Raw genomic sequence first — 26,100 nt, 5'->3', positions numbered from 1 at the left:
ACGTACGTGCTCAGGCGGTGGCGCGGGCCGAGCGCGGTGGTCCCCTCCGTCCCACGGAGTGCACGAGCAGACGGGCGCGCAGGAGCGGGTGCGGGCCGTGGTCGGTGGCGCGCACCTTGAGGCGTACGGAGCGGCAGGTCGCGCCCACCACGGCGACGGCGACCAGCAGCGGCCGGAATGCCAGGGTGGCGGCCGCCCCCAGCAGGGAAACCAGCGCGGACTCGCCGCGCCGGAGCCAGGCCGCGGCGAGCAGCCCGACCGACACATGGGCGGCGAGCAGCAGCCACGGCACCGCGGGGCCGGGGGAGGCCAGCAGCGTGGCCGCCGTGTGCCCGGCACCGGTCACCGAGGCGAGCGGGGCGCCGATGTGAGCGGCCGGTGACGCACCGGCGCCGACGGCGCCGCCGCACAGCACGTCCACCCCGACCGAGCGCAGCGGCCCCGCGATCGGGCCGCCCGCCGCGCCGTAACAGAGGTGCTGACCGGTGGTGAAGAAGGTGTCGGCGGCCAGCTCCAGCGGCACCAGCAGCCCGGCGATGGCCCAGAAACCGCGCTCCCGGCCGGCCAGCGCGTACGCCACGGCGAAGACCGCGCCGGCCAGCAGCGCGACGGCGGTCAGCGGCAGCGGGAGCCGGGAGAGCAGCACGTGGGACGCGGTGGAGAGCGTCACGACGAGCGCCGTGAAGAGCGCCGCGCGAACGACTCTGAGCTGCGTCCCGGAGATGTCCATCGTCGAGGAGTGTCCCATGCGAATCTGTGAGCCCGAAGGGGTGGGCGGCCTTCGGCTTGCCAAACGCCTACAGCCCCGGAATGCGGCCGTTGCGGAAGAGGTCCACGAAGATCTGGTGGTCGGCGCGAGCCCGCGACCCGTACGCGTGGGCGAAGTCCACCAGCAGCTCGGCGAAGCCCTCCTCGTCCACCGCGATCGCCGCGTCGATCGCCCGCTCCGTGGAGAACGGCACCAGCGAGTGCCCGCTCTCGTCGTCCGCCGCGGAGTGCATCGTCGCCGTCGCCCGGCCCAGGTCGGCGACGACCGCGGCGATCTCCTCCGGCTCGTCGATGTCCGACCAGTCCAGGTCCACCGCGTACGGCGACACCTCGGCGACCAGTTGCCCGGAGCCGTCCAGCTCCGTCCAGCCCAGCCACGGGTCGGCGTGCGCCTGGAGGGCGCGCTGCGAGATGACCGTGCGGTGGCCCTCGTGGTGGAAGTACCCGCGCACCGCCGGATCGGTGATGTGCCGGGAGACCGCCGGGGTCTGCGCCTGCTTGAGATAGATCACCACGTCGTTCTCCAGGGCGTCGCTGTTGCCCTCCAGGAGGATGTTGTACGACGGCAGCCCGGCCGAACCGATACCGATGCCACGACGGCCCACGACGTCCTTCACCCGGTACGAGTCGGGACGCGTCAGGCTCGACTCCGGGAGCGTCTCCAGATAGCCGTCGAACGCGGCCAGCACCTTGTAGCGCGTCGCCGCGTCCAGGTCGATCGCGCCGCCGCCCGCCGCGAACCGGCGCTCGAAGTCCCGGATCTCCGTCATCGAGTCCAGCAGCGAGAACCTCGTCTGCGACCGGGCGTCACGCAGCGCGGCCAGGAGCGGCCCCTCGGCCGTGTCGAGCGTGAACGGCGGCAGCTCGTCGGTCTTGGCGCCCGTCGCCAGGGCGTGGATCCGCTCCCGGTAGGCCGCCGCGTAGATCCGGACCAGCTCCGTGATCTGGTCGTCGCTCAGCGCCTTCGCGTAGCCGATCAGCGCGACGGAGGCGGCGAACCGCTTCAGGTCCCAGGTGAACGGACCGACGTACGCCTCGTCGAAGTCGTTCACGTTGAAGACCAGCCGGCCGTTGGCGTCCATGTACGTGCCGAAATTCTCCGCGTGCAGATCGCCGTGGATCCACACCCGGCCGGTCCGCTCGTCCAGATACGGGCCGCCGTGCCGCTCCCGCTCCAGGTCCCGGTAGAACAGGCACGCCGTGCCCCGGTAGAAGGCGAACGCCGAACCGGCCATCCTGCGGAACTTCACTCGGAAGGCGGCGGGGTCCGCCGCCAGCAGCTCGCCGAAAGCGGTGTCGAAGACCTCGAGAATCTGCTCCCCGCGCTGCGCCGCGCCGGTCTGCGGTTCCGACATCTGTGGGTGCCTCCTGGTGCCTGACGTGCATGGACGAACGGGACGGTTTTCCCAGCACCTCCAACGCGCGACCGCGTCGCGGAGTGCCCCGCGGTTCTTCCCGGAGACGTAGACTCCAACGCTGTCCCCACCCGTCACCCGCAGCCCGCCCGCCCGTCGCCCCTCATCGAGGCGCTCCGCGCCGCGCCCGCACTTCGGAGGCCCACCGCCGTGAGCAAGCCGCCCTTCACGCACCTTCACGTCCACACCCAGTACTCGCTGCTGGACGGTGCCGCGCGGCTCAAGGACATGTTCAACGCGTGCAACGAGATGGGCATGACGCACATCGCGATGACGGACCACGGCAACCTGCACGGGGCGTACGACTTCTTCCACTCGGCGAAGAAGGCGGGCGTGACGCCGATCATCGGGATCGAGGCGTACGTCGCCCCGGAGTCCCGCAAACACAAGCGGAAGATCCTCTGGGGACAGCCGCACCAGAAGCGCGACGACGTCTCGGGTTCCGGCGGTTACACCCACAAGACGATCTGGGCGTCGAACAGCACGGGCCTGCACAACCTCTTCCGGCTGTCCTCGGACGCGTACGCCGAGGGCTGGCTGCAGAAGTGGCCGCGCATGGACAAGGAGACCATCGCCCAGTGGTCCGAGGGCCTCATCGCGTCCACCGGCTGCCCCTCGGGCGAGGTGCAGACCCGGCTGCGCCTCGGCCAGTTCGACGAGGCGCTCCAGGCGGCCTCCGACTACAAGGACATCTTCGGCGAGGGACGGTACTTCCTGGAGCTGATGGACCACGGCATCGACATCGAGCACCGGGTCCGTGACGGGCTCCTGGAGATCGGCCGGAAGCTCGGCATCCCGCCGCTGGTGACCAACGACTCGCACTACACCTACGCGCACGAGGCCACCGCCCACGACGCGCTGCTGTGCATCCAGACCGGCAAGAACCTCTCCGACCCGGACCGCTTCCGCTTCGACGGCACCGGCTACTACATCAAGACGACCGACGAGATGTACGCCATCGACTCCTCCGACGCCTGGCAGGAGGGGTGCCGCAACACGCTCCTGGTCGCCGAGCAGATCGACACCGGCGGCATGTTCGAGAAGCGCGACCTGATGCCGAAGTTCGAGATCCCGGACGGCTTCACGGAGGTCACCTGGTTCCAGGAGGAGGTCCGCCGCGGCATGGCCCGCCGCTTCCCGGGCGGCGTTCCCGAGGACCGGCAGAAGCAGGCCGAGTACGAGATGGACGTCATCATCCAGATGGGGTTCCCGGGCTACTTCCTCGTGGTCGCCGACTTCATCATGTGGGCGAAGAACAACGGCATCGCGGTCGGCCCCGGCCGAGGCTCCGCGGCCGGTTCGATCGTGGCGTACGCGATGGGCATCACCGACCTCGACCCGATCGAGCACGGACTGATCTTCGAACGGTTCCTCAACCCCGAGCGCGTCTCGATGCCCGATGTCGACATCGACTTCGACGAGCGCCGGCGCGTCGAGGTGATCAGGTACGTGACGGAGAAGTACGGCGCCGACAAGGTCGCCATGATCGGCACGTACGGCAAGATCAAGGCGAAGAACGCCATCAAGGACTCCGCGCGCGTCCTCGGCTACCCGTACGCGATGGGCGACCGGCTCACCAAGGCCATGCCCGCCGACGTCCTCGGCAAGGGCATCGACCTCGACGGCATCACCAATCCCAAGCACCCGCGCTACAGCGAGGCGGGCGAGATCCGGGGGATGTACGAGAACGAACCGGACGTGAAGAAGGTCATCGACACCGCGAAGGGTGTGGAGGGCCTGGTCCGGCAGATGGGCGTGCACGCCGCCGGCGTGATCATGTCCAGCGAGCCGATCGTCGACCACGCCCCGGTCTGGGTGAGGCACACCGACGGCGTCACCATCACGCAGTGGGACTACCCGCAGTGCGAGTCGCTCGGCCTGCTGAAGATGGACTTCCTCGGCCTGCGCAACCTCACCATCATGGACGACGCCGTCAAGATGGTGGAGAGCAACAAGGGCGTCAAGCTGGACCTGCTCAGCCTGCCGCTGGACGACCCGAAGACGTACGACATGCTCTGCCGCGGTGACACGCTCGGCGTGTTCCAGTTCGACGGCGGGCCCATGCGCTCCCTGCTGCGCCAGATGCAGCCCGACAACTTCGAGGACATCTCCGCCGTCTCGGCCCTGTACCGGCCGGGCCCGATGGGCATGAACTCGCACACGAACTACGCCGAGCGCAAGAACGGCCGCCAGGAGATCACCCCGATCCACCCGGAGCTGGAGGAGCCGCTCAAGGAGACCCTCGGCCTGACCTACGGCCTGATCGTCTACCAGGAGCAGGTGCAGAAGGCCGCCCAGATCGTCGCCGGCTACTCGCTCGGCGAGGCCGACATCCTGCGCCGCGTGATGGGCAAGAAGAAGCCCGAGGAACTGGAGAAGAACTTCGTCCTCTTCCAGGCCGGCGCCAAGAAGAAGGGCTACTCCGACGAGGCGATCCAGGCCCTGTGGGACGTGCTGGTCCCGTTCGCCGGATACGCGTTCAACAAGGCGCACTCCTCCGCGTACGGCCTGGTCACGTACTGGACCGCGTACCTGAAGGCGAACTACCCCGCCGAGTACATGGCGGCGCTGCTGACCTCGGTCAAGGACGACAAGGACAAGTCGGCGGTCTACCTCAACGAGTGCCGCCGCATGGGCATCAAGGTGCTGCCGCCCAACGTGAACGAGTCCCTGTCGAACTTCGCGGCCCAGGGCGACGACGTGATCCTCTTCGGCCTGACGGCCGTGCGCAACGTGGGCCAGAACGTGGTCGACTCGATCATCCGGTGCCGCAAGGCGAAGGGGAAGTACAGCAGTTTCCCGGACTTCCTGGACAAGGTGGAGGCCGTGGTCTGCAACAAGCGGACCGTCGAGTCGCTGATCAAGGCCGGGGCCTTCGACGAGATGGGGCACACCCGCAAGGGCCTGGTCGCCCACCACGAACCGATGATCGACAACGTGGTGCAGGTCAAGCGGAAGGAGGCCGAGGGCCAGTTCGACCTCTTCGGCGGCATGGGCGAGGCGGGCGACGGCGCCTCCGAGCCGGGCTTCGGGCTCGACGTGGAGTTCTCCGACGTCGAGTGGGAGAAGTCCTACCTGCTGGCGCAGGAGCGCGAGATGCTCGGTCTCTACGTCTCCGACCACCCGCTCTTCGGCCTGGAACACGTGTTGTCCGACAAGGCCGACGCCTCGATCTCCCAGCTGACGGGCGGGGAGCACGCGGACGGGGCCATCGTCACCGTCGGCGGCATCATCTCCGGCCTCCAGCGCAAGATGACCAAGCAGGGCAACGCCTGGGCGATCGCCACCGTCGAGGACCTGGCCGGCTCCATCGAGTGCATGTTCTTCCCGGCCACCTACCAGCTGGTCTCCACCCAGCTCGTCGAGGACACCGTGGTGTTCGTCAAGGGCCGCCTCGACAAGCGCGAGGACGTGCCCCGGCTGGTCGCGATGGAGATGCAGGTTCCGGACGTCTCGGCGGCTGGCACCAACGCCCCCGTGATCCTGACCATCCCCACCGTCAAGGTCACCCCGCCCCTGGTCAGCCGCCTGGGCGAGGTGCTCGGCAACCACCGGGGCGACACCGAGGTGCGGATCAGGCTCCAGGGCCCCCGCAAGACCACGGTGCTCCGGCTCGACCGGCACCGGGTGAAGCCCGACCCGGCGCTCTACGGCGACCTGAAGGTGTTGCTCGGACCGTCCTGCCTGGCCGGCTGAACCGGTCCCGCGACGCGGCGGGACACACACGCCGGACACACGCACCGGACATGCACCGGGACGTGCGGGCACGGAAGACACGGGCACACAGGGGCGCCCCCGCTCAACGGGCGGGGGCGCCCCCGTCGGTCGCACGGCCTGTCGCCGGACCGGAATCCGCCCGGTCAGTTGTGGCCGAAGCGGCGCTGGTGCTTACGGGCCACATCGGCGGGGCTGCCCTGGGCCTGCGACTGAGACGGCGACTGAGGCTGTATCTGCGACTCGTACGCGGTCTGCTTGGCCTCGTCCGCGCCCTGCTGAGGAGCGGACGCGCGGTTCTGCCGGCTGCCCTGCTTGCGGTTCTTGTTCTTGGCCATGGTGTTCCTCCTGGGGGGACTCTCGGGGCCAGGACCGCGTTCAGACTCACATGAGGGGATAAACCATGCATGTTGGATCATTACCGTGCGTAGCGGCGATCTAGTGATGGTGTACAATTCGCCCCTCCCGGGTTCGCCACGCCGATGATCGAGTTCCGGCCGTTTACCCGCGCGTATTCGGGCAGACTCGAAGGAAACTCTTCGCAAAAACCACACCCGAACTCCCGGAAGAGGGTGGAACGCGTGGACCGTTGCGTCGTCCTGGTGGACGCCGGTTACCTGCTGGGTGCGGCCGCGAGCCTGCTGGCCGGGGAACCTGCCCGTTCCCGTATCACCGTCGACCACGCGGCCCTCATCCGGGGGCTGCGCGAGCTGGCGGAGGCCGATACGCGGCAGCCGTTGCTGCGGATCTACTGGTTCGACGGCGCCCCCGACCGGGTGCCGCAGCCCGAGCACCGCAGACTGCGCGTGATGCCCCGGGTGACCGTCCGGCTCGGCGCCCTGACCCGCAGCGACGGGCGCTGGGCGCAGAAGGGCGTCGACGCCGCGATGCACGCGGAGCTCACCGAACTGGCCAGGAACCGGGCCTGTTCCGACGTGGTGCTGGTGACCGGGGACGGCGACCTGCTGCCGGGCCTGATGTCCGCCAAGGAACACGGCGTCGCCGTCCACCTGTGGGCGGTGCAGGCCGCCGACGGCGACTACAACCAGTCCGAGGACCTGGTCGCCGAGGCCGACGAACGCCGGGTGCTCGACCGGACCTGGATCACCCGGGCCGTGCGGGCCAAGGAGACCGGGGGCGTCTGCGCGCCGCAGCCCGCGCCCGGTCCGGAAATCGCCGCGATCCTCTCCGCGCCGCTTCCGGAGGCGGCCCTCGCCGCGTCCGCCGAGCGGGCTTCGGAGGCGCGCGCGGCGACCGAGGCCGACGGGAACGCCCCCCAGTCCGAGGAGGCCGACACCCCCGAGCGGCCCGGACCCGGCGCAAGAGGCGTCCCCACCCCGAAGGACCTGGCGGGCAGCCTGCGCGGCCCCGGCGCCCAGCCCCCCGCCCCGTCCACGCCCGCGGGCGCCACGCTGCGCTGGTCCTCCGACAAGGGCTGGATCGAGCGCGGCGGAGCGCTCGGCGAACCCGCCGACACCGCATGCCTCCCCACGCTGGCCCAGCTCACCAGCGCCGAGCAGCGCTGGGCGGACCGGGAGGAGGACATCACCACTGTCGGCGGCGACCCCTTCGAAGTGGGCCAGGTCTTCGCCCGCCGCTGGATGGAGCGGCTGTCCGATCACACCCATCTGCAGAAGCTGTCGACGATGTATCCGCGCGTCCCGCACCGCATCGACGGCGAACTGCTGCGCTACGCGGCACGCTTCGGCCTGCTCGCCCACAAGGACGACCAGATCGACGAGCACGACCGCTATGCCATCCGGGCGGGATTCTGGCGGGAGATCGACGTACGCGCGGCGGCGGGGAACGCCTCGGTGCCGGAGCGCGCGGGTTCCTCCGGCGACTGACGGCGTCCGCGCCCGGGACCGGACGCGCTCCGTCCGCGCCCGCGGGGCGCCGGGCATGCGGACGGGCGAAGCGGCCGGTGGGAGCGGTGTCGGCGCCGGACGGGCACGGCCCCGGGCGTGATCGGGGCCCTGCGACCCCGTACTCTCGTACCTCGTGAGTACGGGCACAGCACAGGCGCAGACGGCGACCGGGACCGTGTGCGCGGTGCGTGACCTGGTCAAGACCTACCCTGCCGCACGCGGCCGTCGCGGCACACCGGCCACACCGGAGGTCCGCGCCACCGACGGCGTCAGCCTGGACGTTCGGCGCGGCGAGATCTTCGGACTGCTCGGCCCCAACGGCGCCGGGAAGTCCACCCTGGTACGGCAGCTCACCGGGCTGATGCGGCCCGACTCCGGCACCGTCACGGTGCTGGGCCACGATCTCGTGCGCCATCCCGAACGGGCCTCCCGGCTGATCGGCTACCTCGGGCAGGAGTCCACCGCCCTCGACGAACTGACCGTGTCGCTCGCTGCCGAGACCACCGGACGGCTGCGCGGTCTCGCGGTGGCCGAGGCCCGTGCCGAGCGCGACGACGTGCTCGACGAACTGGGCCTCACCGGCATCGCCGGGCGCCCGCTGAAGAAGCTCTCCGGGGGACAGCGGCGGCTCGCCTGCTTCGCCGCCGCGCTGGTCGGCGAGCGGCCCGTGCTCGTCCTGGACGAACCGACCACCGGTATGGACCCCGTCGCGCGCCGCGCGGTGTGGGCCGCCGTCGACCGGCGCCGGGCCGAGCGCGGTACGACCGTCCTGCTGGTCACGCACAACGTGATCGAGGCCGAGACGGTCCTCGACCGGGTCGCGGTGATCGAACACGGCCGGGTCATCGCCTGCGACACGCCGAACGGTCTCAAGGAGAGCGTCGCCGGCGAGGTCCGGGTGGAGCTGGTGTGGCGCGAACGGGCGCCGTTGGACGTCCCCGAGGTGGCGGCGCTGCGCCGCTCGGCGCAGGAGTCCGGGCGGCGCTGGGTGCTGCGGCTCGGGCCCGACGAGGCGCGGGCCGCGGTCGCCGCGGTGACCGGCGGGGCGGCGTTCGCCGCGCTCGACGACTTCACCCTGGCCACGCCCAGCCTGGAGGACGTCTATCTCGCGCTCGGCGGCGTCGTGGGCAAGGGACTGGTGAAGTCGTGACCTGGGCGGTCGGTACGGCCGAGGTGTCGGGGGCGGCAGGGGCGGCCGGATGCGCGTGCGTGGCCGGGCGGCGAGCGGACAGGAGCAGCGCCAGGTGACGAGCATCGTTCCCGCACAGGCGGTGACCGGACCGGCAGGGTCCGCCGCCGACGTCCTGGCCGACGGCGGCGACGGCCACGACGGGGCGCCCCCCGTGCCGCTCGCGCCGCGGGCCCGGCTGTTCCCCTCGCTCGCGGCCGTGTACCGCGCCCAGCTGTCCCGGGCGCGGGTGGCCCGCATTCCGCTGCTCTTCGTCGCGACGTTCCAATCCGTCGGGATCATGGTGCTGATGCGCGGGGTCGTCGACGGCGGCTCCGAGGCACGGGCGGTCGTCGCCGGGGCCAGCGTCCTCGTGGTGGCGTTCGTCGCGCTCAACCTGCTCGCCCAGTACTTCGGGCAGCTGCGGGCCGGGGGCGGGCTCGACCACTACGCCACCCTGCCCGTGCCGCCCGCCGCCGTGGTGCTGGGCGCGGCAGGGGCGTACGCCTCCTTCACCGTGCCCGGCACGATCGTCACGGCGGTGACGGGGAGCGTGCTGTTCGGACTTCCGCTGACGCACCTGTGGGTGCTCGTCGCCGTCATCCCGCTGTCCGGGGCGGCGCTCGCCGGGCTCGGCGCCGCGCTGGGGCTGCTCGCGCCCCGGCAGGAGCTGGCCACCCTGCTCGGGCAACTGGGCATGTCGGCGGCGCTGCTGCTCGGTGTCCTGCCGGCCGACCGGATGCCCGTGCCGATCGGCTGGGCGCGCGATCTGCTGCCGTCGACGTACGGGGTCGAGGCGCTCGCGCGCTCCTTCGACGCCCACCCGGACTGGACGGCCGTCGGGCTGGATCTCGCCGTCTGCGCGGTCGTCGGTGTCCTGTCGCTGGCCGTGGCCACCTGGGCGTACCGCAGGGCAGCGGTCCGATGAGGCGGTGCGCGGGGACGCCTGGCACGATGGCACGGTGACCGCACCTCTGACGCCGCCCCACCGGCCCTCCTCCAACGAACCCTGGCAGACCCCGCAGCACTGGGACGGTCCCGGGAAGGCCGGTCCCGGATCCTGGTCGGCTCCGGACGGCGAGGGGGGCTCCGGCGCGGAACTGCTGCGCGCGGTGGCCGTCGCCCTTCTGGTGACCGCGAGTGGTGCCGGGCTCGGGCTCCTGTGGGTGTGGCTCGCGCCGAGGGTTCCGCTGATCTCGGACGGCACGGCCGTCTTCCTCCAGGACAGCGAGGGCGAGGAGGCGATCGGTGCCGACGGCACGTTCGTGCTGCTGGCCCTGGCGTTCGGGGCCCTCTCCGCCGCGCTGGTCTTCTGGTTCCGGCGCCGCGGCGGCGTCGCGGTGGTGGTGGCGCTCGCGGTGGGCGGGGTGCTCGGTTCGCTGCTTGCCTGGCGGCTCGGTGTGTGGCTCGGGCCGGACCAGGACGTCGTCGCGCACGCGCGGGCGGTCGGCAAGGGCGTGGTCTTCGACGCGCCGCTCCAACTGAGGACGGCGGCCGCGGCGTGGCTGGCCTGGCCGGTGGCGGCGATGGTGGTACACCTCGCGCTGACCGCGCTGTTCGGGCCGAGGGACCCGGAGCCGGAGTGGGGCACCTTTCCGGGGTGGGCGGCCGGTGGCCCGGTCCCGGGCGCGGGACACGGGGCCGACGGGCCGGGGACGGGCCCCGGCGGGGGCGCGCCGCCGGTGCCGCCGACCGGGGCGTAGACCGGAGGCGAAGAGGCGGGGGGAAGAGGCCGCCCAGCACGGTCGAACGCGGCTGCGCCCGCGCCGGTCCGCCGCCCCCGCTGTCGGTTCACCGGCTCTCTCCGCCGGTCGGCCGGGCCCCCGTACTGGTCGGCCGAGCCTCTGCGGGCCGGCCGGCCCCCCCATCGGGTCGGAGCCGGTCCCGCGCCCCGTCCGCAGGCCGGGCGCGTGGTGGGCCGCCGGGGCGGGCGGGCACTGTCGGCGTCCTCCGGGGGCAGGCCCTCACCCGCGGCCGATCTCCGCGAACACCGCCCCCGTCAGCGACGCCAGATCGGCGGGGGACAGTTCGACCTCGAGGCCGCGGCGTCCCGCCGACACACAGATCGTCCCGTGCGACCGCGCCGACGCATCCAGTACCGTGCGCAGCCGCTTGCGCTGGCCCAGCGGCGAGATGCCGCCCCGCACGTAACCGGTGGTGCGTTCCGCCGCGGCCGGGTCGGCCATCGCGGCCCGTTTGCCGCCCACGGCGGAGGCCAGGGCCTTGAGGTCGAGGGTGCCGGCCACCGGGACGACCGCAACGGTGAGCGTGCCGTCCACGTCGGCGACCAGGGTCTTGAAGACCCGGTCGGGGGAGACACCCAGGGCTTCGGCGGCCTCCTCGCCGTACGAGGCCGACGCCGGATCGTGGTCGTAGGCGTGGACGGTGAAGGCCGCACCGGCCGCGGTCAGCGCGACCGTCGCCGGGGTGCCGCCGGACGGGTGCTGCTTCTTCGGCTTCTTCGCCACGGTGAGGGTTCCTCGGGTGGTCGGTTCGTCGGGAGGAGCGATCCGTCCGTCGGCCGGGGCGGATCGGTCCGCCCGCCCGGTCCGGTCGGTCAGTTGGGGTGGGTCGGGGCGCGCGTCAGCTCCACGGCGGGCAGCGACGGGAGATGCCGTATCACGGCGGTCTCGGCGCGCAGCATCGTCAGCTCCTCGCGCAGCCTGGTGGCGGTGTCGGGGGCCTGGAGCAGCCGCTGCTTCGCGGGGACGTCGAGCACGGCCGCCGCCGCGACCAGGTAGGAGACGACCGAGGGGTCGTCGGGTAGCTCCGCCCCCGTCGTCAGGGACCGCCGGCTCGCTCCGGCCAGGCGCTTTTGATAGCTGCGGAACGCCCGCAGCACGCCCTCGGCGAGCGCGCCCGCACCCTCGCCCGGTTCCTCGTCCAGTTCGCGGACTTCCGCCGTCAGGAAGGGGCCGCTCGCGTCGACGGAGAGCAACTCGACCCGAGTCGTCCCGGTCGCGAGGACCTCGAAGGTGCCGTCCGGCCGTTCCCGGATCTTCGCCGCATCGGCGACGCAGCCCACCGGGTGGAAGGCCCGGATCGGGTCGGGGCCGAAGCCGTCCGCCGGGCCGCGTCCGGCAACGGAGCGCACCTCCTCCGGCATTCCGGTGCCCGTCGGGGCGACCTCGTGGCCGTCCCGGATCGCGACCACCACGAAACGGCGGGGTTCGTCCTCGTCGGTCCGGAGCAGTTCGCGCATCATGGCGCGATATCGCTCCTCGAAGACGTTCAGCGGCAGCACGAGGCCCGGGAAGAGCACCGCGTTCAGCGGAAACAGGGGCAGGCGAGCGGGGGTCACAGCGGTCAAGCGTAATGGTCGCGCGGACGGCCCCTACGGGCCCGCCCCGGCAGGGGCCCCGCGCCGGCCGCCCGGGACCGCGCCTCTTCGCGCGCTGCGAGGAACCGTCCCAGCGGGTCCTCGGAGACCGACGCCCAGGGGAACGACGTCGCATGGGGCCCGATCCGCCGGAACTGCTCCAGCGCCGCGTCCCAGCGGCCCCGGGCGACCAGGACGAACGCCAGCAGGTTGCGGACCTCGGCGGGCCAGGGGTCGCCCGGTGCGAACGAGGCGGACAGCGTGATCGCCGGATCCGCCGCCGCGTCGATCCGTTCCTGCTGCACCGAGGTGGTTCGTGCCCCCGGCCCCTCGACCAGCAGGGAGTACGCCGCTCGCACGGGCAGTGCCCGCACCAGCGATCTGGGCAGCGAGTCCTCGGCGGCCCGCTCGGCGAAGTCGAAGCACTCGCGGTGAGAACCGTGCCGGGCGGCGGAGAGATACCGCAGGGCCGCTACATGGCAGCCGTAATGGTGCGAGGAGCGCCGGATGGCCTGCTCCCACAGCGCCTCGAACGCGCTGTGCGTGGCATGGATGCCGCGGGCGTGGTCGAGCGCGAGCCGCCACGGCACCGGGTCGCGCGGATCGCTCTGTGCCGCCGCGGTGATCAGCGGCGTCACCTCGCGCAGCTGCTCGGCCCGTACGGGCGACTCCCAGGCCCTGCGGACCGCCAGCTCGGCCTTGACGAGCAGTGCGTCGGGGTCGAGCGGGGCGGCGGCCAGCCACGCGGTCAGCCAGCCGTCACGGTTGCGGGCGAACGTGACGAGCCGGCCGAGGTACCGGTCGCGGTTCTCCCACTCGGCGCCGTCCCTGGTGGCGGCGAGGAGTTCCGCGGCCGGTTCGTACGCGCCGACGGCGGCGGCGACGAGCGCGGGGGAGAGCCGCTCGTCGGGAGCGTCGAGCAACACCGCGTCGTCCGCCGTCAGCCCGGCGCACTCCTGGGCGGAGAGCCGGGGCGTGCGCGGGGCACGGAACAGGGAACGAAGGAGTGGCATGGTGCAGACCATTGAAAGGCGCTGGTCGGGACGGCGCCAGTGGGGCGCTGTGAAGCTTTGGTGCCGAGTGCGAGGGTTGTACCGAGTGGGGTCAACAAAAAGCAAAGGAGTGCGGGGGCGGTCCGATTCCCGCTGCTGTGGCCGACGGTGTCCGGCCCTTCCGCCCCGCCCGATCGTCTCCCCGTCCTCCCGATTGTTCAGTTCGTTCGGACCATTGGGACCGGGCCGGACCGCCCGTTCCGACCGGGCCGGACCGCCCGGTCCCGGCGAAGGCCCGGCGCGGCGGTCCGGCCACGGCGTGCGGCTCAGCCGCGGCGCAGCAGCCGGGAGGCGCCGGCCGCGACCGTCGTGGCCAGGATCCAGCCCAGCAGGATCAGCACGGCCGACCCCCACTGCCAGCCGTCCTTCATCCGCCAGTAGCCGTCCTGGCCGAGGTTGATCACCGGTATCAGCAGGTCCAGTGCGTACAGCGCGGGGTTCCACTCCGGGTGCTCGTCCTTCTTGATCGGTGCCGGGGCGTGCCGCGAGAAGGCCAGCGTCCCCGCCGCCCACAGCACCGCCATCCACACCGCGGCCCGCCCCGGCCGGTAGCCGTACGCCACCGTCCAGTCCTGGAGGAACCCCCAGAGCTTCGCGGCGAGCGGCAGCGTCTCGCGCCGCCGCCGCTGCTTGGCGAGCAGCACCTCGCGGGCGTCGGCGTCCTCGCCGCAGTTCCGCAGCACCGTCGCGAGGCGTTCGTACGGCTCCGGCACGTACTCCGGGGTCGCCGCGGCCACCCACTCCAGGCGCCGGGCGAGCGGGAAGTGCCCGTACGGCACGAGGTTCTCGTACACGAAGCCGCCCATCGCCAGACCGCCGGGCCCGGGCCAGCTCGTCGACACGTCGATCAGCGTGGCCACCCGCGCGCCGTTCAGCACGACCCGGCCCTCCTCCGGCCGCTCCGCGTTGAACCGCAGCTCCGGCGTGACGATGCGGCGGAGCGACAGCTCCTCGTGCCGGGCCAGAACGAACCGCGCCTTGTGCAGGTCGACCGCGTCGCCGAACCGCCCGTCGTCCAGTCGCACCCCGCCCCGGCACTCGAAGATCTGCGAACGCGTACCGCGCGCCGGGGTCGGAGCCATGACGATGCCGTACGGGGGAGTGGTGCCCTGGTTGCCCGTGTCGACGCTCACCCACGCCTCGCTCATGTACAGCGACCGCTCCACCGTGAGCTGCGGCGCGTTCAGCGCGCGCCGGCCCTCCCGTCCGCGCAGCCGGCTGCCGCGCAGACTGAGCGAACCGCCGACCTTCGCCCCGCGCAGGCTCAGCTCGCCCCGCGCCTCCACCAGCTCCGCCTGGAGGTCCTGGGCGACCGCGAGACCGTCGGCGGCCAGGGCCCGCCCGTTGCGGTCGGGGCCGATCTCCACCTGATTGATCAGAAGGTCGGTGCCGATCTGGGCGTCGGTGAGCCGGATTCCGCGGCGGACCCGGCAGCGCGGCAGGTGCAGATCGCCCTCGGTCCGCAGCCGGGCCGCCTCCAGCCGGGGCATCGCGCAGCCGACGATCCGCAGCGTCGTGAAGTGGCATTCCGGGAACACCACCTCGTTCTCGAAGCGGCAGCCGGTCAGCTCGACGTACGGCGCGACACGCCCGCCCGCCAGATCCAGCGTGCCGCTGATCCGCACACCGCGGAGCTTCAGCGCCGCGACCCGCCCGGGACGCGGCGACGGCCCGGACAGCAGCAGCCGGGCGACGACACGCCCGTCCACACTGCGCTCCGGGCCCCAGACGCACGGGGCGAACGGGTCGTCCCGCGCCGGGTCGCGGGCCCGCAGGTCGTAGGTGCTGCCGTTCCGGAACGCCTGCCACATGCCCAGCTCCGCCGCGCTGAGTCCGTCCGGGAAGTCGCCGTCATGCGCTTCGGTCACGGGTGTACCCCCTTCCGCTCTCGGAGCTGTTCTTCCCTCTGAGTAACGACATGAACGCTATGGGGCAGCGGTAACGGCCTCGCCCACGATGGTCAGCGGCGTCGCGGGTCCGGGACCTCCGCCTCCTGCTTCGTCGTCGGTCGCCGACGCTCCTTCCCCAGCTCTCGGCCGCGTTCGAGCAGAAAGACCCATCCGACCCCTCCTCCGCCTTGGATTCGAAGCCCCGGACGCCGCCCCGTCGCCCTCTGCCCATCGCGGGCGAGGCCGTAAGTCCGCAGCGCGTATCAGCCAGTGAAGCGGTGGCGGCGGGGGACACGTATCAGCCAGTGATACGGACACCGGGACGACGGGTGCGGTCTGCGAGAATTGCGGTGTGATCTCTCGAATCGATCTGCGCGGCGACGCCCTCCCCGGGGGCCGTGCCCTGCGCGACCTGCTGCCCCGTGCCGAGTTCGACGTGGAAGCCGCCCTGGAGAAGGTGCGGCCCATCTGCGAGGACGTGCATCATCGGGGCGACGCGGCGCTGATCGAGTACGCGGAGAGGTTCGACGACGTGCGCCTGGACCAGGTGCGCGTCCCCGCCGCCGCGCTCACCGAGGCGTTGGCCGGACTGGACCCGCTCGTACGGGCGGCCCTGGAGGAGTCGATCGCGCGCGCCACCCGCGTCCACGCCGAGCAGCGCCGCACCTCCCACACCGTCCGGGTCGCGCCCGGCGGCACCGTCACCGAGAAGTGGGTCCCGGTCGAGCGGGTCGGGCTCTACGCGCCCGGCGGCCGGTCCGTCTACCCCTCCTCCGTGATCATGAACGCCGTGCCCGCGCAGCAGGCCGGTGTCGCCTCCGTCGCGCTCGCGTCCCCGCCGCAGAAGGAGTTCCGCGGCCTGCCGCACCCGACGATCCTCGCCGCCTGCGCCCTCCTCGGCATCGACGAGGTCTACGCGGCCGGCGGCGCCCAGGCCGTCGCGATGTTCGCGCACGGCACCGAGACCTGCGCGCCCGCCGACATGGTCACCGGCCCCGGCAACATCTGGGTCGCCGCCGCCAAGCGCTACTTCACGGGACGCATCGGCATCGACACCGAGGCCGGACCGACCGAGATCGCCGTCCTCGCCGACGACACCGCCGACCCGGTGCACGTCGCCTCCGACCTGATCAGCCAGGCCGAGCACGACCCGCTCGCGGCGGCCGTGCTCGTCACCGACTCCGAGGAACTCGCGAACGCGGTCGCCAAGGAACTGGAGCCGCAGGTCGCCGCCACCAGGCACGTCCAGGACCGGATCCTCCCGGCCCTGGGCGGCAAGCAGTCCGCGATCGTCCTGGTCGACGGCCTGGACGAGGGACTGCGCGTGGTCGACGCGTACGGCGCCGAGCACCTGGAGATCCAGACCGCCGAAGCCGCCGCCGTCGCCGAGCGCGTGAAGAACGCGGGCGCGATCTTCGTCGGCCCCTGGTCCCCGGTCTCGCTCGGCGACTACTGCGCGGGCTCCAACCACGTGCTGCCGACCGGCGGCTGCGCCTGCCACTCCTCCGGGCTCTCCGTGCAGTCCTTCCTGCGCGGCATCCACGTCGTCGACTACACGCGCGACGCCCTCGCCGACGTGGCGCACCACGTCGTCACGCTCGCCGAGGCCGAGGACCTGCCCGCCCACGGCGCGGCCATCAAGGCCCGCTTCGGATGGAAGGTGCCGAACCGGTGAGCACTTCCCCCGAACGCCCCGTGCGCATCGACGACCTCCCCGTCCGGGACGAACTGCGCGGCAAGTCCCCCTACGGCGCGCCGCAGCTCGACGTGCCCGTACGGCTGAACACGAACGAGAATCCCTACCCGCTGCCCGAGGCGCTCGTCGACCGGATCGCCGAACGCGTCCGCGAGGCCGCCCGCGACCTCAACCGCTACCCCGACCGGGACGCCGTCGAGCTGCGCACGCAACTCGCCCGCTACCTCAGCCGCACCGCCGGACACCAGGTCGGACCCGCCAACGTCTGGGCCGCCAACGGCTCCAACGAGGTGCTCCAGCAGCTCCTCCAGACCTTCGGCGGCCCCGGGCGCACCGCGATCGGCTTCGAGCCCTCGTACTCCATGCACGCCCTCATCGCCCGCGGCACCGGAACCGGCTGGATCTCCGGGCCGCGCAACGAGGACTTCACCATCGACGTCGAGGCCGCTCGCAAGGCGATCGCCGAGCACCGGCCCGACATCGTCTTCATCACCTCGCCCAACAACCCCACCGGCACCGCCGTAGGCGCCGACACCGTCCTCGCCCTGTACGAGGCGGCCCAGGCGGCCGGGCCGTCGATGGTCGTCGTCGACGAGGCGTACGGCGAGTTCAGCCACCACCCCTCGCTGCTCCCGCTGATCGAGGACCGGCCGCACATGGTGCTCTCGCGCACCATGTCGAAGGCGTTCGGCGCCGCCGGTCTGCGCCTGGGCTACCTCGCCGCCGACCCGGCCGTCGTCGACGCGGTCCAGCTCGTGCGGCTGCCGTACCACCTGTCCTCCATCACGCAGGCCACCGCGCTCGCCGCCCTGGAGCACACCGATACGCTGCTCGGATACGTCGCCCAGCTCAAGAGCGAGCGGGACCGGATCGTCGAGGAACTGCGCGCCAGGGGCTTCGAGGTCGTCGAATCGGACGCCAACTTCGTCCAGTTCGGCCGCTTCGCCGACAGCCACACCGCCTGGCGGCGGATCCTCGACCGGGGCGTCCTGGTCCGGGACAACGGCGTACCGGGATGGCTGCGGGTCTCCGCGGGCACCCCGGCGGAGAACGACGCGTTCCTCGACGCGGTCGACGGACTGCTCGACGGACCCGCGGCCGACGCCCCGACGGCGCCGGCCGCACGTGAGATCAAGAAGGAGCACGACGCATGACCCGCGCGGCCCGCGTAGGCAGAGTGGAACGCACCACCAAGGAAACCTCGGTGCTCGTCGAGATCGACCTCGACGGCACCGGCACGGTCGACGTGTCGACCGGCGTCGGCTTCTACGACCACATGCTCGACCAGCTCGGCCGGCACGGGCTCTTCGACCTCACGGTCAAGACCGACGGCGACCTGCACATCGACACCCACCACACCATCGAGGACACCGCCCTCGCGCTCGGTGCCGCGTTCAAGCAGGCCCTCGGCGACAAGACGGGCATCTACCGCTTCGGCAACTGCACCGTCCCGCTGGACGAGTCGCTCGCCCAGGTCACCGTCGACCTCTCCGGCCGTCCCTACCTGGTGCACACCGAGCCGGAGAACATGGCGCCCATGATCGGCACCTACGACACGACGATGACCCGGCACATCCTGGAGTCCTTCGTCGCCCAGGCGCAGATCGCCCTGCACGTCCACGTCCCGTACGGGCGCAACGCCCACCACATCGTGGAGTGCCAGTTCAAGGCACTGGCCCGCGCCCTGCGGTACGCCAGCGAGCACGACCCCCGGGCCACCGGGATCATCCCCTCCACGAAGGGCGCGCTGTGACCGGCCTCAGCACCATACTGATCGTCGTCGGCCTGTTCCTGGCCGGCGGCGTCTACTCCTTCTCGAAGCAGAAGATGCCCAGGAGCGTCATCGTCCTCCTGGGCATCGGGTCCGCGATGTGCCTGGTCGCGGGCGTCTTGCGGATCCAGGGACTCTGGGACTGAGGTACGACCGGTGAGCGACAACACGAAGAGCGCGAAGAAGAAGGTCGTCGTCTTCGACTACGGCTTCGGCAACGTCCGGTCCGCCGAACGGGCCCTCGCCCACGTCGGCGCGGACGTCGAGATCACCCGCGACTACGACGCGGCGATGAACGCCGACGGGCTGCTGGTGCCCGGTGTCGGCGCGTTCTCGGCCTGCATGGAGGGACTGCGCAGGGCCCGCGGCGAATGGGTCATCGGCCGCAGGCTGGCCGGCGGCCGGCCCGTCATGGGTATCTGTGTCGGGATGCAGATCCTCTTCGAGCGCGGCATCGAGCACGGCGTGGAGGCCGAGGGGCTGGACGAGTGGCCCGGCACCGTCGGCCCGCTGAAGGCCCCGGTCGTGCCGCACATGGGCTGGAACACCGTGCGGGCGCCCGAGGACTCCCGGCTGTTCGCCGGGCTCGACCCGGACGCCCGGTTCTACTTCGTGCACTCCTACGCCGTGCACGAATGGACCCTGGAGGTCACCAACCCCAAGATCCGCGCGCCCCGGGTCACCTGGGCCACCCACGGCGAGCCGTTCGTCGCCGCCGTGGAGAACGGCGCCCTGTGGGCCACCCAGTTCCACCCCGAGAAGTCCGGCGATGCCGGCGCCCAGCTGCTGACCAACTGGATTGAGACGCTGTAATGCCGAAGCTTGAACTCCTCCCCGCCGTCGACGTCCGCGACGGCCAGGCCGTCCGCCTCGTCCACGGCGAGTCCGGTTCCGAGACCTCCTACGGCGACCCGCTGGAGGCGGCCCTCGCCTGGCAACGGGCGGGCGCGGAATGGCTGCACCTGGTCGACCTGGACGCCGCGTTCGGCACCGGGGACAACCGGGAGCGGATCGCCGAGGTCGCCCGCACCATGGACATCAAGGTCGAGCTCTCCGGCGGCATCCGCGACGACGCCTCGCTCGCCGCCGCCCTCGCCACCGGCTGCACCCGGGTCAACCTCGGCACCGCCGCCCTGGAGACCCCCGAGTGGGTCGCCAAGGTCATCGTCGAGCACGGCGACAAGATCGCCGTCGGCCTCGACGTGCGCGGCACCACGCTGCGCGGCCGCGGCTGGACCCGCGACGGCGGCGACCTCTACGAGACGCTCGCCCGCCTCGACTCCGAGGGCTGCGCCCGCTACGTCGTCACCGACATCGCCAAGGACGGCACGCTCCAGGGCCCCAACCTGGACCTCCTGAAGAAGGTCTGCGCCGCCACCGACAAGCCCGTCGTGGCCTCCGGCGGCGTCTCCTCGCTCGACGACCTGCGCGCCCTCTCCGCGCTCGTCCCGGACGGCGTCGAGGGCGCGATCGTGGGCAAGGCGCTGTACGCGAAGGCGTTCACCCTCGAAGAAGCTCTGAGGGTGGTCTCGGAATGACCGACTCCGTCAGCCGCGTCTCCTCGGGCGCCCCCTGGGAGGAGAAGTTCGGCTACTCCCGCGCGGTCCAGCTGCCGAACGGCCTCGTCCTGGTCTCCGGCTGCACCTCGGTGGAGAACGGCCAGATCTCCTCGGGCGGCCCGTACGAGCAGACCGTCACCTCCTTCAGGGTCGCCTTCGACGCCCTGAAGCAGCTCGGCCTGGGCCGCGAGGACGTCGTCCGCACCCGGATGTACGTCACCCACGCCCGGGACGTGGACGAGGTGGGCCGCGCCCACAAGGAGCTGTTCGACGACGTCCGCCCCGCCGCGTCGATGCTGATCGTGGCGGGCCTCGTGGACCCGAGCCTGGTCGTCGAGGTCGAGGTCGAGGCGTACCGGGGAGGCGCGCGATGAGCCTCGCGGTACGCGTCATCCCGTGCCTGGACGTGGACGCCGGCCGGGTCGTCAAGGGCGTCAACTTCCAGAACCTGCGCGACGCGGGCGACCCCGTCGAGATGGCGAAGCTGTACGACGTCGAGGGCGCCGACGAGCTGACCTTCCTGGACATCACCGCGTCCAGCGGCGACCGGGAGACCACCTACGACGTGGTGCGACGCACCGCCGAGCAGGTCTTCATCCCGCTCACGGTCGGCGGCGGCGTCCGCACCGCCGACGACGTCGACAAGCTGCTGCGGGCCGGTGCGGACAAGGTCGGCGTCAACACCGCCGCGATCGCCCGCCCCGACCTCGTCCGGGAGATCGCCGAGCGCTTCGGCCGCCAGGTCCTGGTCCTCTCCGTGGACGCCCGGCGCACGCCGACGGGGGGCTTCGAGGTGACCACGCACGGCGGGCGCCGGGGCACCGGCATCGACGCCGTCGAATGGGCGCACCGGGCCGCCGAGCTGGGCGCGGGCGAGATCCTGCTCAACTCGATGGACGCCGACGGCACCAAGGACGGCTACGACACCGAGATGATCACGGCCGTGCGCAAGCACGTGACCGTCCCCGTCATCGCCTCCGGCGGCGCCGGCCGGCTCGCCGATTTCGCACCGGCCATCGCCGCGGGAGCCGACGCCGTACTCGCCGCGTCCGTCTTCCACTTCGGCGACCTGCGGATCTCCGAGGTCAAGGCGGCGCTCCGGGAGGCCGGACACCCGGTCCGCTGACCGCGGTACTCATCGAGTGCCGGGCGGCGGCCGATCGTTCCTGGCGCGGTGTGCAGACCCTGTTGGTCGATCCGGGGACCTGCTTCGCCCCGTCGAGTCTCGGCGGGGCGAGGTGCTGCCAGGCGTCTGAACGGAACCGGCAAGACCCTCGACCTCGATGTCGACAGGATGCTGAGCGACGAGGACGACGCGGTCCTGCGCGACGTGTCGGCGGCGACGCGCGCCAAGCAGGAGGACGAATGGCGCCGCCGGGCGCCGGTGTGCGCGGCGGTGGCGACGGCCGGTCCGGCCTTCACCCGGCTGCGCCGAGCGGCACGCCCGCGCCGACCAGACCCGTACGCCCGCCCTACATCCCGAGCTCCGCCGTCCGCAGCCGGGCCACCGCCTCCTGCTCGCCGTCCAGCCCGACCGCCGCCGCGTCCTGGCGGCCGAACGCGAACAGCAGCAGCTCGCCCGGCTCGCCGGTCACCGTCACCACCGGGGTGCCCTTGTGCGCCACCACCGTCTGGCCGTCCGGACGGCGCAGCACCAGCCCCACCGGGGACCTGCGGCCCAGCATCCGGGCCGTCCGCTCGGCCCGCGACCACAGCAGATCGGCGAAGACCGGGTCCAGCTCGCGCCGCGACCAGTCCGGCTGGGCCCGGCGCACGTCCTCCGCGTGGACGTAGAACTCGACGGTGTTGGCGACCTCGTCGATCGGCTTCAGACCGAACGGGGACATCCGCGGCGGCCCGGTGCGGATGAGCTGGATCAGCTCCTCGTACGGCTTCGCCGCGTACTCCGCCTGCACCCGGTCGAGGCGGTTCTTCAGGACGCCCAGCACCACACCCCCCGCCGCGTCCGGCCGGCGTTCCCGCACCACCACATGGGCGGCCAGGTCCCGGGTCGTCCAGCCCCGGCACAGGGTCGGGGCCTGCGGTCCCGCCGCCTCCAACAGATCGGCGAGCAGGAGTCGTTCACGCTTCGCATGGGTCGACATGCCCGCCAGCGTACGACCGTCGCGCCCGGTCCGCCCAGCGAAAGCCGCACCGGACCGTCCCGCGACCACGGCACAATGGGCGTATGACCAGCGCGCCCGCCCCAGGCACCCCGACGCCGCAGAGCAACCTCGACACGGCCATCGCCGCCCGCCTCAAGCGGGGCGCCGACGGGCTCTTCCCGGCCATCGCCCAGCAGTACGACACCGGAGAGGTGCTGATGCTCGGCTGGATGGACGACGAGGCCCTGCACCGCACCCTCACCACCGGCCGTTGCACCTACTGGTCCCGCAGCCGACGCGAGTACTGGGTCAAGGGCGACACCTCGGGCCACACCCAGACCGTCAAGTCCGTCGCCCTCGACTGCGACGCCGACACCGTCCTCGTCAAGGTCGACCAGAAGGGCGCCGCCTGCCACACCGGCGACCGCACCTGCTTCGACGCCGATGTCCTCCCGTTCGCCCAGTAGGGTTCGGCGCCATGGATCTCGACACGTTCCGCAAGCTGGCCGTCGAACGCCGCGTCATCCCCGTCAGCCGCAGACTCCTCGCGGACGGCGACACCCCGGTCGGCCTCTACCGCAAACTGGCGGGCGGGCGCACCGGCACCTTCCTCCTCGAATCCGCGGAGAACGGCCGAACCTGGTCGCGTTACTCCTTCATCGGCGTACGCAGCGCCGCCACCCTCACCGCGCGGGACGGGCGGGCGCACTGGCTGGGCACTCCGCCCGTGGGCGTCCCCGTCGACGGCGACCCGATGGAGGCCCTGCGCGCCACCATCGAAACCCTGCACACCCCCCGCGACCTGGTCGCCGACGCCGGATTGCCCCCGTTCACCGGAGGCATGGTCGGCTACCTCGGCTACGACGTCGTGCGCCGCCTGGAGCGCATCGGCGACAGCGCGGCGGACGACCTGCGCCTCCCCGAGCTGACCATGCTGCTCACCTCGGACCTGGCCGTCCTCGACCACCGGGACGGCAGCGTCCTGCTGATCGCCAACGCGATCAACCACAACGACCTCGCCTCCGGCGTCGACGAGGCGTACGCGGACGCCGTCGCCCGCCTCGACGCCATGGAACGGGACCTCGCGCGCCCCGTCGAGAACGCCCCCGCAGTCCTCCCGCCCTCCGAGCTGCCCCCGTACACCGCCCTCTGGGGCGGCGAGTCGTATCAGGACGCAGTCGAGGACGTGAAGGAACGCATCAGGGCCGGCGAAGCGTTCCAGGTCGTCCCCTCCCAGCGCTTCGAAACCCCGTGCGCGGCGAGCGCGCTGGACGTCTACCGGGTGCTGCGCACCACCAACCCGTCCCCGTACATGTACCTCCTCCGGTTCGACGGCTTCGACGTCGTGGGCTCCAGCCCCGAGGCCCTCGTCAAGGTCGAGGACAGACGGGCCATGGTCCACCCGATCGCCGGCACCAGGCACCGCGGCGCCACCCCGCAGGAGGACCAGGCCCTCGCCGAGGAACTCCTCGCCGACCCGAAGGAACGCGCCGAGCACCTCATGCTCGTCGACCTCGGCCGCAACGACCTGGGGCGGGTCTGCGAACCCGGCACCGTCGAGGTCGTCGACTTCATGTCGATCGAGCGCTACTCGCACGTGATGCACATCGTCTCCACCGTCACCGGCCGCGTCGCCGAGGGCCTCACCGCCTTCGACGTCCTCACCGCCTGCTTCCCCGCGGGCACCCTCTCCGGTGCCCCCAAGCCCCGTGCCATGCAGATCATCGAGGAGCTGGAACCGACCCGCCGCGGCCTGTACGGCGGCTGCGTCGGCTACCTCGACTTCGCCGGGGACTCCGACACCGCCATCGCGATCCGGACGGCGCTGCTGCGCGACGGCACGGCGTACGTCCAGGCCGGGGCGGGTGTCGTCGCCGACTCCGACCCCGTCGCCGAGGACACCGAGTGCCGCAACAAGGCCGCGGCGGTGCTCCGGGCCGTCCACACCGCCAACCGGCTCCGCGGCGTGTGAGGCGGTCGGCGGTCCGCCCCGCGGCGAGCGGAGGGACCGGGATACCGGGACCCCGAGTCCGGCCGCGTACCGGGCCGTGGGGGATAGTGGGGTACGTGAGTGCCGTCCCTGTACCCCAGCCCCGCGCCCGCACGGACGCCGCACCCGGCTCCGCGGGAAGCCGCCGCAGCCTGGCCGTCGGCCTGCTCCTCGGCGCGGTCGGCGCCACCGTCGTCCTGCTCGCCTCCGGCCAGGTCTGGGCCGAGGGCCGGGTGGCCGTCGGCGGCGGCTTTCTGCCCCTGACCGCAGACGGTCAGGACGTCACCGGCCTTCCCGCGGCCCTCGCCGTCGTCGGCCTGGCCGCCCTCGTCGCCGTCTTCGCGGTCCGCGGCGGCGGACGGCTGGTCGTCGCCGGGCTGCTCGCCCTCAGCGGACTCGGCGCCGGACTGAGCGCCTGCCTCGGCGCCTCCGACAGCTCCGCGCTGGACGAGAAGGCCGCGCGGACCACCGGTGACACCTCGGCCACCATCCAGGCCATCGCCCACACCCCCTGGCCCTACGTCACCGCGGCGGGCGGCCTGCTGATCCTCCTCGCCGGGCTGCTCGCCCTGCGCTACGGCAGACTCTGGCCCAGTATGTCTGGATCGGGGCGGTACGAGCGGGACGGCACACCCCGCCCGCGCCGGACCGCGAGCGGGACCCCGGACCCGGACCGGCCCGAGGACCTCTGGAAGGCCCTGGACCGGGGCGAGGACCCGACGCGCTAGTGCGTTGCCGGGAGCGGCACCCATGCCGTGACCCCCAGGTCACGTCCTGCGCGTCCGTACGGGACAATGGGCCCAGCTTTCTGCACAGCGGCACCACAGCGCCACCAGCTTTGCGTACAGCGACACCAACAGCGCAACACCAACAAGGAGCAACTCATGGCGGGCAGCAGCCACGGACACACCCCGGCCGCCTGGACCGGTGTCATCATCTCCTTCATCGGCTTCTGCGCCGGGGGCGTCTTCATGGTCGCGGCCAACCCGGTCGGGTTCTGGGCCAGCATGGGCGTCATCCTTCTCGGCGGGGTCGTCGGCCTCGCGATGAAGATGGCCGGCCTCGGTACGCCGAAGGAGACGCCGGAGGTGGCCGCCGCCCGGGCCCGCGCCGCGCAGGCGCAGATCTCCTGACGCGCGCGAAAGCCGTACGAACGCGAGGCGCAGCCCGGGAACGGGCTGCGCCTTTCCGTGCAGGCGGGGACAATCACCGGGTGGACGCATCGCCGACTTCCGCCGCACCGCCGTCGCACGGCCCCGGGCCCGCCGACGCCGCCCATCCGCCGACGCACGGGGGGCCGCCGTTCCTCCCCCCTGCGCCGCCCCCTGGACCCGTCGCACGCCTGCGGCGGCTGGCCGCCCCCGTGGGCGTCATGGCCGCCGTCGTCGGAGCCTTCGGCTACGTCGGTGCCGTCGACCCCAACGAACCGGGCCACTACCCGGTCTGCCCGCTGCTCCGCCTCACCGGCCTGTACTGCCCGGGCTGCGGCGGTCTGCGCAGCGCCCACGCCTTCGCGCAGGGCGACATCGCCGCCGCCCTCGGCTCCAACGCGCTCGCCGTGGCCGGATATGTGCTCTTCGCCGTCCTCTGGGTGGTCTGGACGGCCCGTGCAGCCCGGGGAAGGCCCATGAGCATCGCCGCGAGCCCCGCCGTCTGGTGGGGGATCGGCGCCGTGCTGATCGCCTTCTCGGTCGTCCGGAACCTTCCGTTCGGAGCTGCGCTCGCGCCCTGACCGTTCAGTCGGTGGGACGCCCGCCGAGCGGATTCGGGCCCGGGGCCTCCTGCG

Annotated in this window: 26 protein-coding genes; 18 read left to right on the top strand and 8 right to left on the bottom strand. The window is 72.4% G+C overall.

What is annotated here, in order from left to right; translation table 11 throughout:
- Nucleotides 1–10: 10 nt before the first annotated feature.
- On the bottom strand, nt 11–730 hold the full coding sequence (locus ACGF2V_RS06785) for a hypothetical protein (RefSeq protein ID WP_362621218.1): 720 nt from the start codon (nt 728–730) through the stop codon (nt 11–13).
- Between the two features lie 67 nt (nt 731–797).
- Nucleotides 798–2,123 (bottom strand): DUF2252 domain-containing protein, encoded by a 1,326-nt coding sequence (locus tag ACGF2V_RS06780; protein WP_362621216.1) that lies wholly within the window; start codon nt 2,121–2,123, stop codon nt 798–800.
- A gap of 210 nt (nt 2,124–2,333) precedes the next feature.
- Between ACGF2V_RS06780 and dnaE the strand changes: the two genes are divergently transcribed.
- Nucleotides 2,334–5,879 carry a DNA polymerase III subunit alpha gene (gene dnaE, locus ACGF2V_RS06775; RefSeq protein WP_362621214.1) on the top strand — a complete coding sequence of 1,182 codons (3,546 nt, stop codon included), beginning with the start codon at nt 2,334–2,336 and terminating at the stop codon, nt 5,877–5,879.
- A 164-nt stretch (nt 5,880–6,043) separates the two neighbouring features.
- Here dnaE and ACGF2V_RS06770 read toward each other — a convergent pair whose 3' ends face one another.
- A complete protein-coding gene (locus tag ACGF2V_RS06770; protein WP_362621212.1) occupies nt 6,044–6,235 on the bottom strand; it encodes a hypothetical protein in 192 nt (63 codons plus the stop codon).
- 234 nt (nt 6,236–6,469) lie between these two features.
- Between ACGF2V_RS06770 and ACGF2V_RS06765 the strand changes: the two genes are divergently transcribed.
- From ACGF2V_RS06765 to ACGF2V_RS06750, 4 genes are all read left to right on the top strand, one after another.
- Nucleotides 6,470–7,744, top strand: coding sequence for an NYN domain-containing protein (locus tag ACGF2V_RS06765; RefSeq protein ID WP_362703873.1), 1,275 nt, complete (start codon nt 6,470–6,472; stop codon nt 7,742–7,744).
- Between the two features lie 196 nt (nt 7,745–7,940).
- Nucleotides 7,941–8,915 carry an ABC transporter ATP-binding protein gene (locus tag ACGF2V_RS06760; RefSeq protein WP_362704129.1) on the top strand — a complete coding sequence of 325 codons (975 nt, stop codon included), beginning with the start codon at nt 7,941–7,943 and terminating at the stop codon, nt 8,913–8,915.
- 154 nt (nt 8,916–9,069) lie between these two features.
- A complete protein-coding gene (locus ACGF2V_RS06755; RefSeq protein WP_392911109.1) occupies nt 9,070–9,861 on the top strand; it encodes an ABC transporter permease in 792 nt (263 codons plus the stop codon).
- Nucleotides 9,862–9,895: 34 nt separating this feature from the next.
- On the top strand, nt 9,896–10,636 hold the full coding sequence (locus ACGF2V_RS06750; RefSeq protein ID WP_362621208.1) for an ABC transporter permease: 741 nt from the start codon (nt 9,896–9,898) through the stop codon (nt 10,634–10,636).
- A 261-nt stretch (nt 10,637–10,897) separates the two neighbouring features.
- On the opposite strand, the gene ybaK is transcribed toward ACGF2V_RS06750, so the two are convergent.
- The 4 genes from ybaK to ACGF2V_RS06730 all read right to left on the bottom strand — a co-directional run bounded on the left by ybaK (nt 10,898) and on the right by ACGF2V_RS06730 (nt 15,172).
- Nucleotides 10,898–11,401: a Cys-tRNA(Pro) deacylase gene (gene ybaK / locus ACGF2V_RS06745; RefSeq protein WP_362621206.1), complete on the bottom strand. Its 504-nt coding sequence runs from the start codon at nt 11,399–11,401 to the stop codon at nt 10,898–10,900.
- Nucleotides 11,402–11,490: 89 nt separating this feature from the next.
- Nucleotides 11,491–12,234 (bottom strand): LON peptidase substrate-binding domain-containing protein, encoded by a 744-nt coding sequence (locus ACGF2V_RS06740; RefSeq protein WP_362703870.1) that lies wholly within the window; start codon nt 12,232–12,234, stop codon nt 11,491–11,493.
- 5 nt (nt 12,235–12,239) lie between these two features.
- The gene (locus tag ACGF2V_RS06735; RefSeq protein WP_362703867.1) at nt 12,240–13,277 is read right to left on the bottom strand and encodes a hypothetical protein; all 1,038 of its coding nucleotides are present in this window, start codon (nt 13,275–13,277) and stop codon (nt 12,240–12,242) included.
- A gap of 293 nt (nt 13,278–13,570) precedes the next feature.
- Nucleotides 13,571–15,172: an oxidoreductase gene (locus tag ACGF2V_RS06730; RefSeq protein WP_362621201.1), complete on the bottom strand. Its 1,602-nt coding sequence runs from the start codon at nt 15,170–15,172 to the stop codon at nt 13,571–13,573.
- A 373-nt stretch (nt 15,173–15,545) separates the two neighbouring features.
- Between ACGF2V_RS06730 and hisD the strand changes: the two genes are divergently transcribed.
- The 8 genes from hisD to hisF are packed head-to-tail and all read left to right on the top strand — an operon-like array spanning nt 15,546 to nt 21,345.
- The gene (gene hisD, locus ACGF2V_RS06725) at nt 15,546–16,868 is read left to right on the top strand and encodes a histidinol dehydrogenase (protein WP_362703864.1); all 1,323 of its coding nucleotides are present in this window, start codon (nt 15,546–15,548) and stop codon (nt 16,866–16,868) included.
- On the top strand, nt 16,865–18,043 hold the full coding sequence (locus tag ACGF2V_RS06720) for a histidinol-phosphate transaminase (protein WP_362621198.1): 1,179 nt from the start codon (nt 16,865–16,867) through the stop codon (nt 18,041–18,043). The genes hisD and ACGF2V_RS06720 overlap by 4 nt, the downstream gene beginning before the upstream one ends.
- Nucleotides 18,040–18,642: an imidazoleglycerol-phosphate dehydratase HisB gene (hisB, locus tag ACGF2V_RS06715; protein ID WP_362621196.1), complete on the top strand. Its 603-nt coding sequence runs from the start codon at nt 18,040–18,042 to the stop codon at nt 18,640–18,642. The genes ACGF2V_RS06720 and hisB overlap by 4 nt, the downstream gene beginning before the upstream one ends.
- The gene (locus ACGF2V_RS06710) at nt 18,639–18,806 is read left to right on the top strand and encodes a hypothetical protein (RefSeq protein WP_362621194.1); all 168 of its coding nucleotides are present in this window, start codon (nt 18,639–18,641) and stop codon (nt 18,804–18,806) included. The genes hisB and ACGF2V_RS06710 overlap by 4 nt, the downstream gene beginning before the upstream one ends.
- Before the next feature lie 10 nt (nt 18,807–18,816).
- Nucleotides 18,817–19,473, top strand: coding sequence for an imidazole glycerol phosphate synthase subunit HisH (gene hisH / locus ACGF2V_RS06705; RefSeq protein ID WP_362621192.1), 657 nt, complete (start codon nt 18,817–18,819; stop codon nt 19,471–19,473).
- Nucleotides 19,473–20,198: a bifunctional 1-(5-phosphoribosyl)-5-((5-phosphoribosylamino)methylideneamino)imidazole-4-carboxamide isomerase/phosphoribosylanthranilate isomerase PriA gene (gene priA / locus ACGF2V_RS06700; RefSeq protein ID WP_362621190.1), complete on the top strand. Its 726-nt coding sequence runs from the start codon at nt 19,473–19,475 to the stop codon at nt 20,196–20,198. The genes hisH and priA overlap by 1 nt, the downstream gene beginning before the upstream one ends.
- The gene (locus ACGF2V_RS06695; RefSeq protein WP_362621188.1) at nt 20,195–20,593 is read left to right on the top strand and encodes a RidA family protein; all 399 of its coding nucleotides are present in this window, start codon (nt 20,195–20,197) and stop codon (nt 20,591–20,593) included. The genes priA and ACGF2V_RS06695 overlap by 4 nt, the downstream gene beginning before the upstream one ends.
- Nucleotides 20,590–21,345 (top strand): imidazole glycerol phosphate synthase subunit HisF, encoded by a 756-nt coding sequence (gene hisF / locus ACGF2V_RS06690; RefSeq protein WP_362621187.1) that lies wholly within the window; start codon nt 20,590–20,592, stop codon nt 21,343–21,345. The genes ACGF2V_RS06695 and hisF overlap by 4 nt, the downstream gene beginning before the upstream one ends.
- Nucleotides 21,346–21,691: 346 nt before the next feature.
- Here hisF and ACGF2V_RS06685 read toward each other — a convergent pair whose 3' ends face one another.
- Nucleotides 21,692–22,324, bottom strand: coding sequence for a TIGR03085 family metal-binding protein (locus ACGF2V_RS06685; protein WP_362621186.1), 633 nt, complete (start codon nt 22,322–22,324; stop codon nt 21,692–21,694).
- A gap of 83 nt (nt 22,325–22,407) precedes the next feature.
- On the opposite strand from ACGF2V_RS06685, the gene hisI reads away from it, so the two are divergent.
- The 5 genes from hisI to ACGF2V_RS06660 all read left to right on the top strand — a co-directional run bounded on the left by hisI (nt 22,408) and on the right by ACGF2V_RS06660 (nt 26,046).
- Nucleotides 22,408–22,791, top strand: coding sequence for a phosphoribosyl-AMP cyclohydrolase (hisI, locus tag ACGF2V_RS06680; protein WP_362621185.1), 384 nt, complete (start codon nt 22,408–22,410; stop codon nt 22,789–22,791).
- Nucleotides 22,792–22,802: 11 nt separating this feature from the next.
- Entirely contained in the window at nt 22,803–24,296 is a 1,494-nt protein-coding gene (locus ACGF2V_RS06675) for an anthranilate synthase component I (RefSeq protein ID WP_362621183.1), read from the top strand.
- An 86-nt stretch (nt 24,297–24,382) separates the two neighbouring features.
- Nucleotides 24,383–25,042, top strand: a complete 660-nt coding sequence (locus ACGF2V_RS06670; RefSeq protein WP_362621182.1) for a TIGR02234 family membrane protein — start codon at nt 24,383–24,385, stop codon at nt 25,040–25,042.
- 156 nt (nt 25,043–25,198) lie between these two features.
- A complete protein-coding gene (locus tag ACGF2V_RS06665; protein WP_362621181.1) occupies nt 25,199–25,447 on the top strand; it encodes an HGxxPAAW family protein in 249 nt (82 codons plus the stop codon).
- Nucleotides 25,448–25,527: 80 nt separating this feature from the next.
- Complete coding sequence (locus tag ACGF2V_RS06660) at nt 25,528–26,046, top strand: DUF2752 domain-containing protein (protein WP_392910998.1); 519 nt, start codon at nt 25,528–25,530, stop codon at nt 26,044–26,046.
- Nucleotides 26,047–26,100: the final 54 nt, after the last annotated feature.

The sequence above is a fragment of the Streptomyces sp. NPDC047982 genome (assembly GCF_043204165.1).
GTDB lineage: Bacteria > Actinomycetota > Actinomycetes > Streptomycetales > Streptomycetaceae > Streptomyces.
Note: the sequence above shows the minus strand (reverse complement) of the source record. Positions and strands in the feature narration are given on the sequence as shown.

Excerpts from the sequence above, each read along its gene's own strand:
- ACGF2V_RS06785 (WP_362621218.1), bottom strand. The coding sequence starts at position 730 with ATGGACATCTCCGGGACGCAGCTCAGAGTCGTTCGCGCGGCGCTCTTC.
- ACGF2V_RS06780 (WP_362621216.1), bottom strand. The coding sequence starts at position 2,123 with ATGTCGGAACCGCAGACCGGCGCGGCGCAGCGCGGGGAGCAGATTCTC.
- ACGF2V_RS06770 (WP_362621212.1), bottom strand. The coding sequence starts at position 6,235 with ATGGCCAAGAACAAGAACCGCAAGCAGGGCAGCCGGCAGAACCGCGCG.
- ACGF2V_RS06735 (WP_362703867.1), bottom strand. The coding sequence starts at position 13,277 with ATGGTCTGCACCATGCCACTCCTTCGTTCCCTGTTCCGTGCCCCGCGC.
- hisB (WP_362621196.1), top strand. The coding sequence starts at position 18,040 with ATGACCCGCGCGGCCCGCGTAGGCAGAGTGGAACGCACCACCAAGGAA.
- priA (WP_362621190.1), top strand. The coding sequence starts at position 19,473 with ATGCCGAAGCTTGAACTCCTCCCCGCCGTCGACGTCCGCGACGGCCAG.
- ACGF2V_RS06695 (WP_362621188.1), top strand. The coding sequence starts at position 20,195 with ATGACCGACTCCGTCAGCCGCGTCTCCTCGGGCGCCCCCTGGGAGGAG.
- hisF (WP_362621187.1), top strand. The coding sequence starts at position 20,590 with ATGAGCCTCGCGGTACGCGTCATCCCGTGCCTGGACGTGGACGCCGGC.
- ACGF2V_RS06685 (WP_362621186.1), bottom strand. The coding sequence starts at position 22,324 with ATGTCGACCCATGCGAAGCGTGAACGACTCCTGCTCGCCGATCTGTTG.
- hisI (WP_362621185.1), top strand. The coding sequence starts at position 22,408 with ATGACCAGCGCGCCCGCCCCAGGCACCCCGACGCCGCAGAGCAACCTC.
- ACGF2V_RS06675 (WP_362621183.1), top strand. The coding sequence starts at position 22,803 with ATGGATCTCGACACGTTCCGCAAGCTGGCCGTCGAACGCCGCGTCATC.
- ACGF2V_RS06665 (WP_362621181.1), top strand. The coding sequence starts at position 25,199 with ATGGCGGGCAGCAGCCACGGACACACCCCGGCCGCCTGGACCGGTGTC.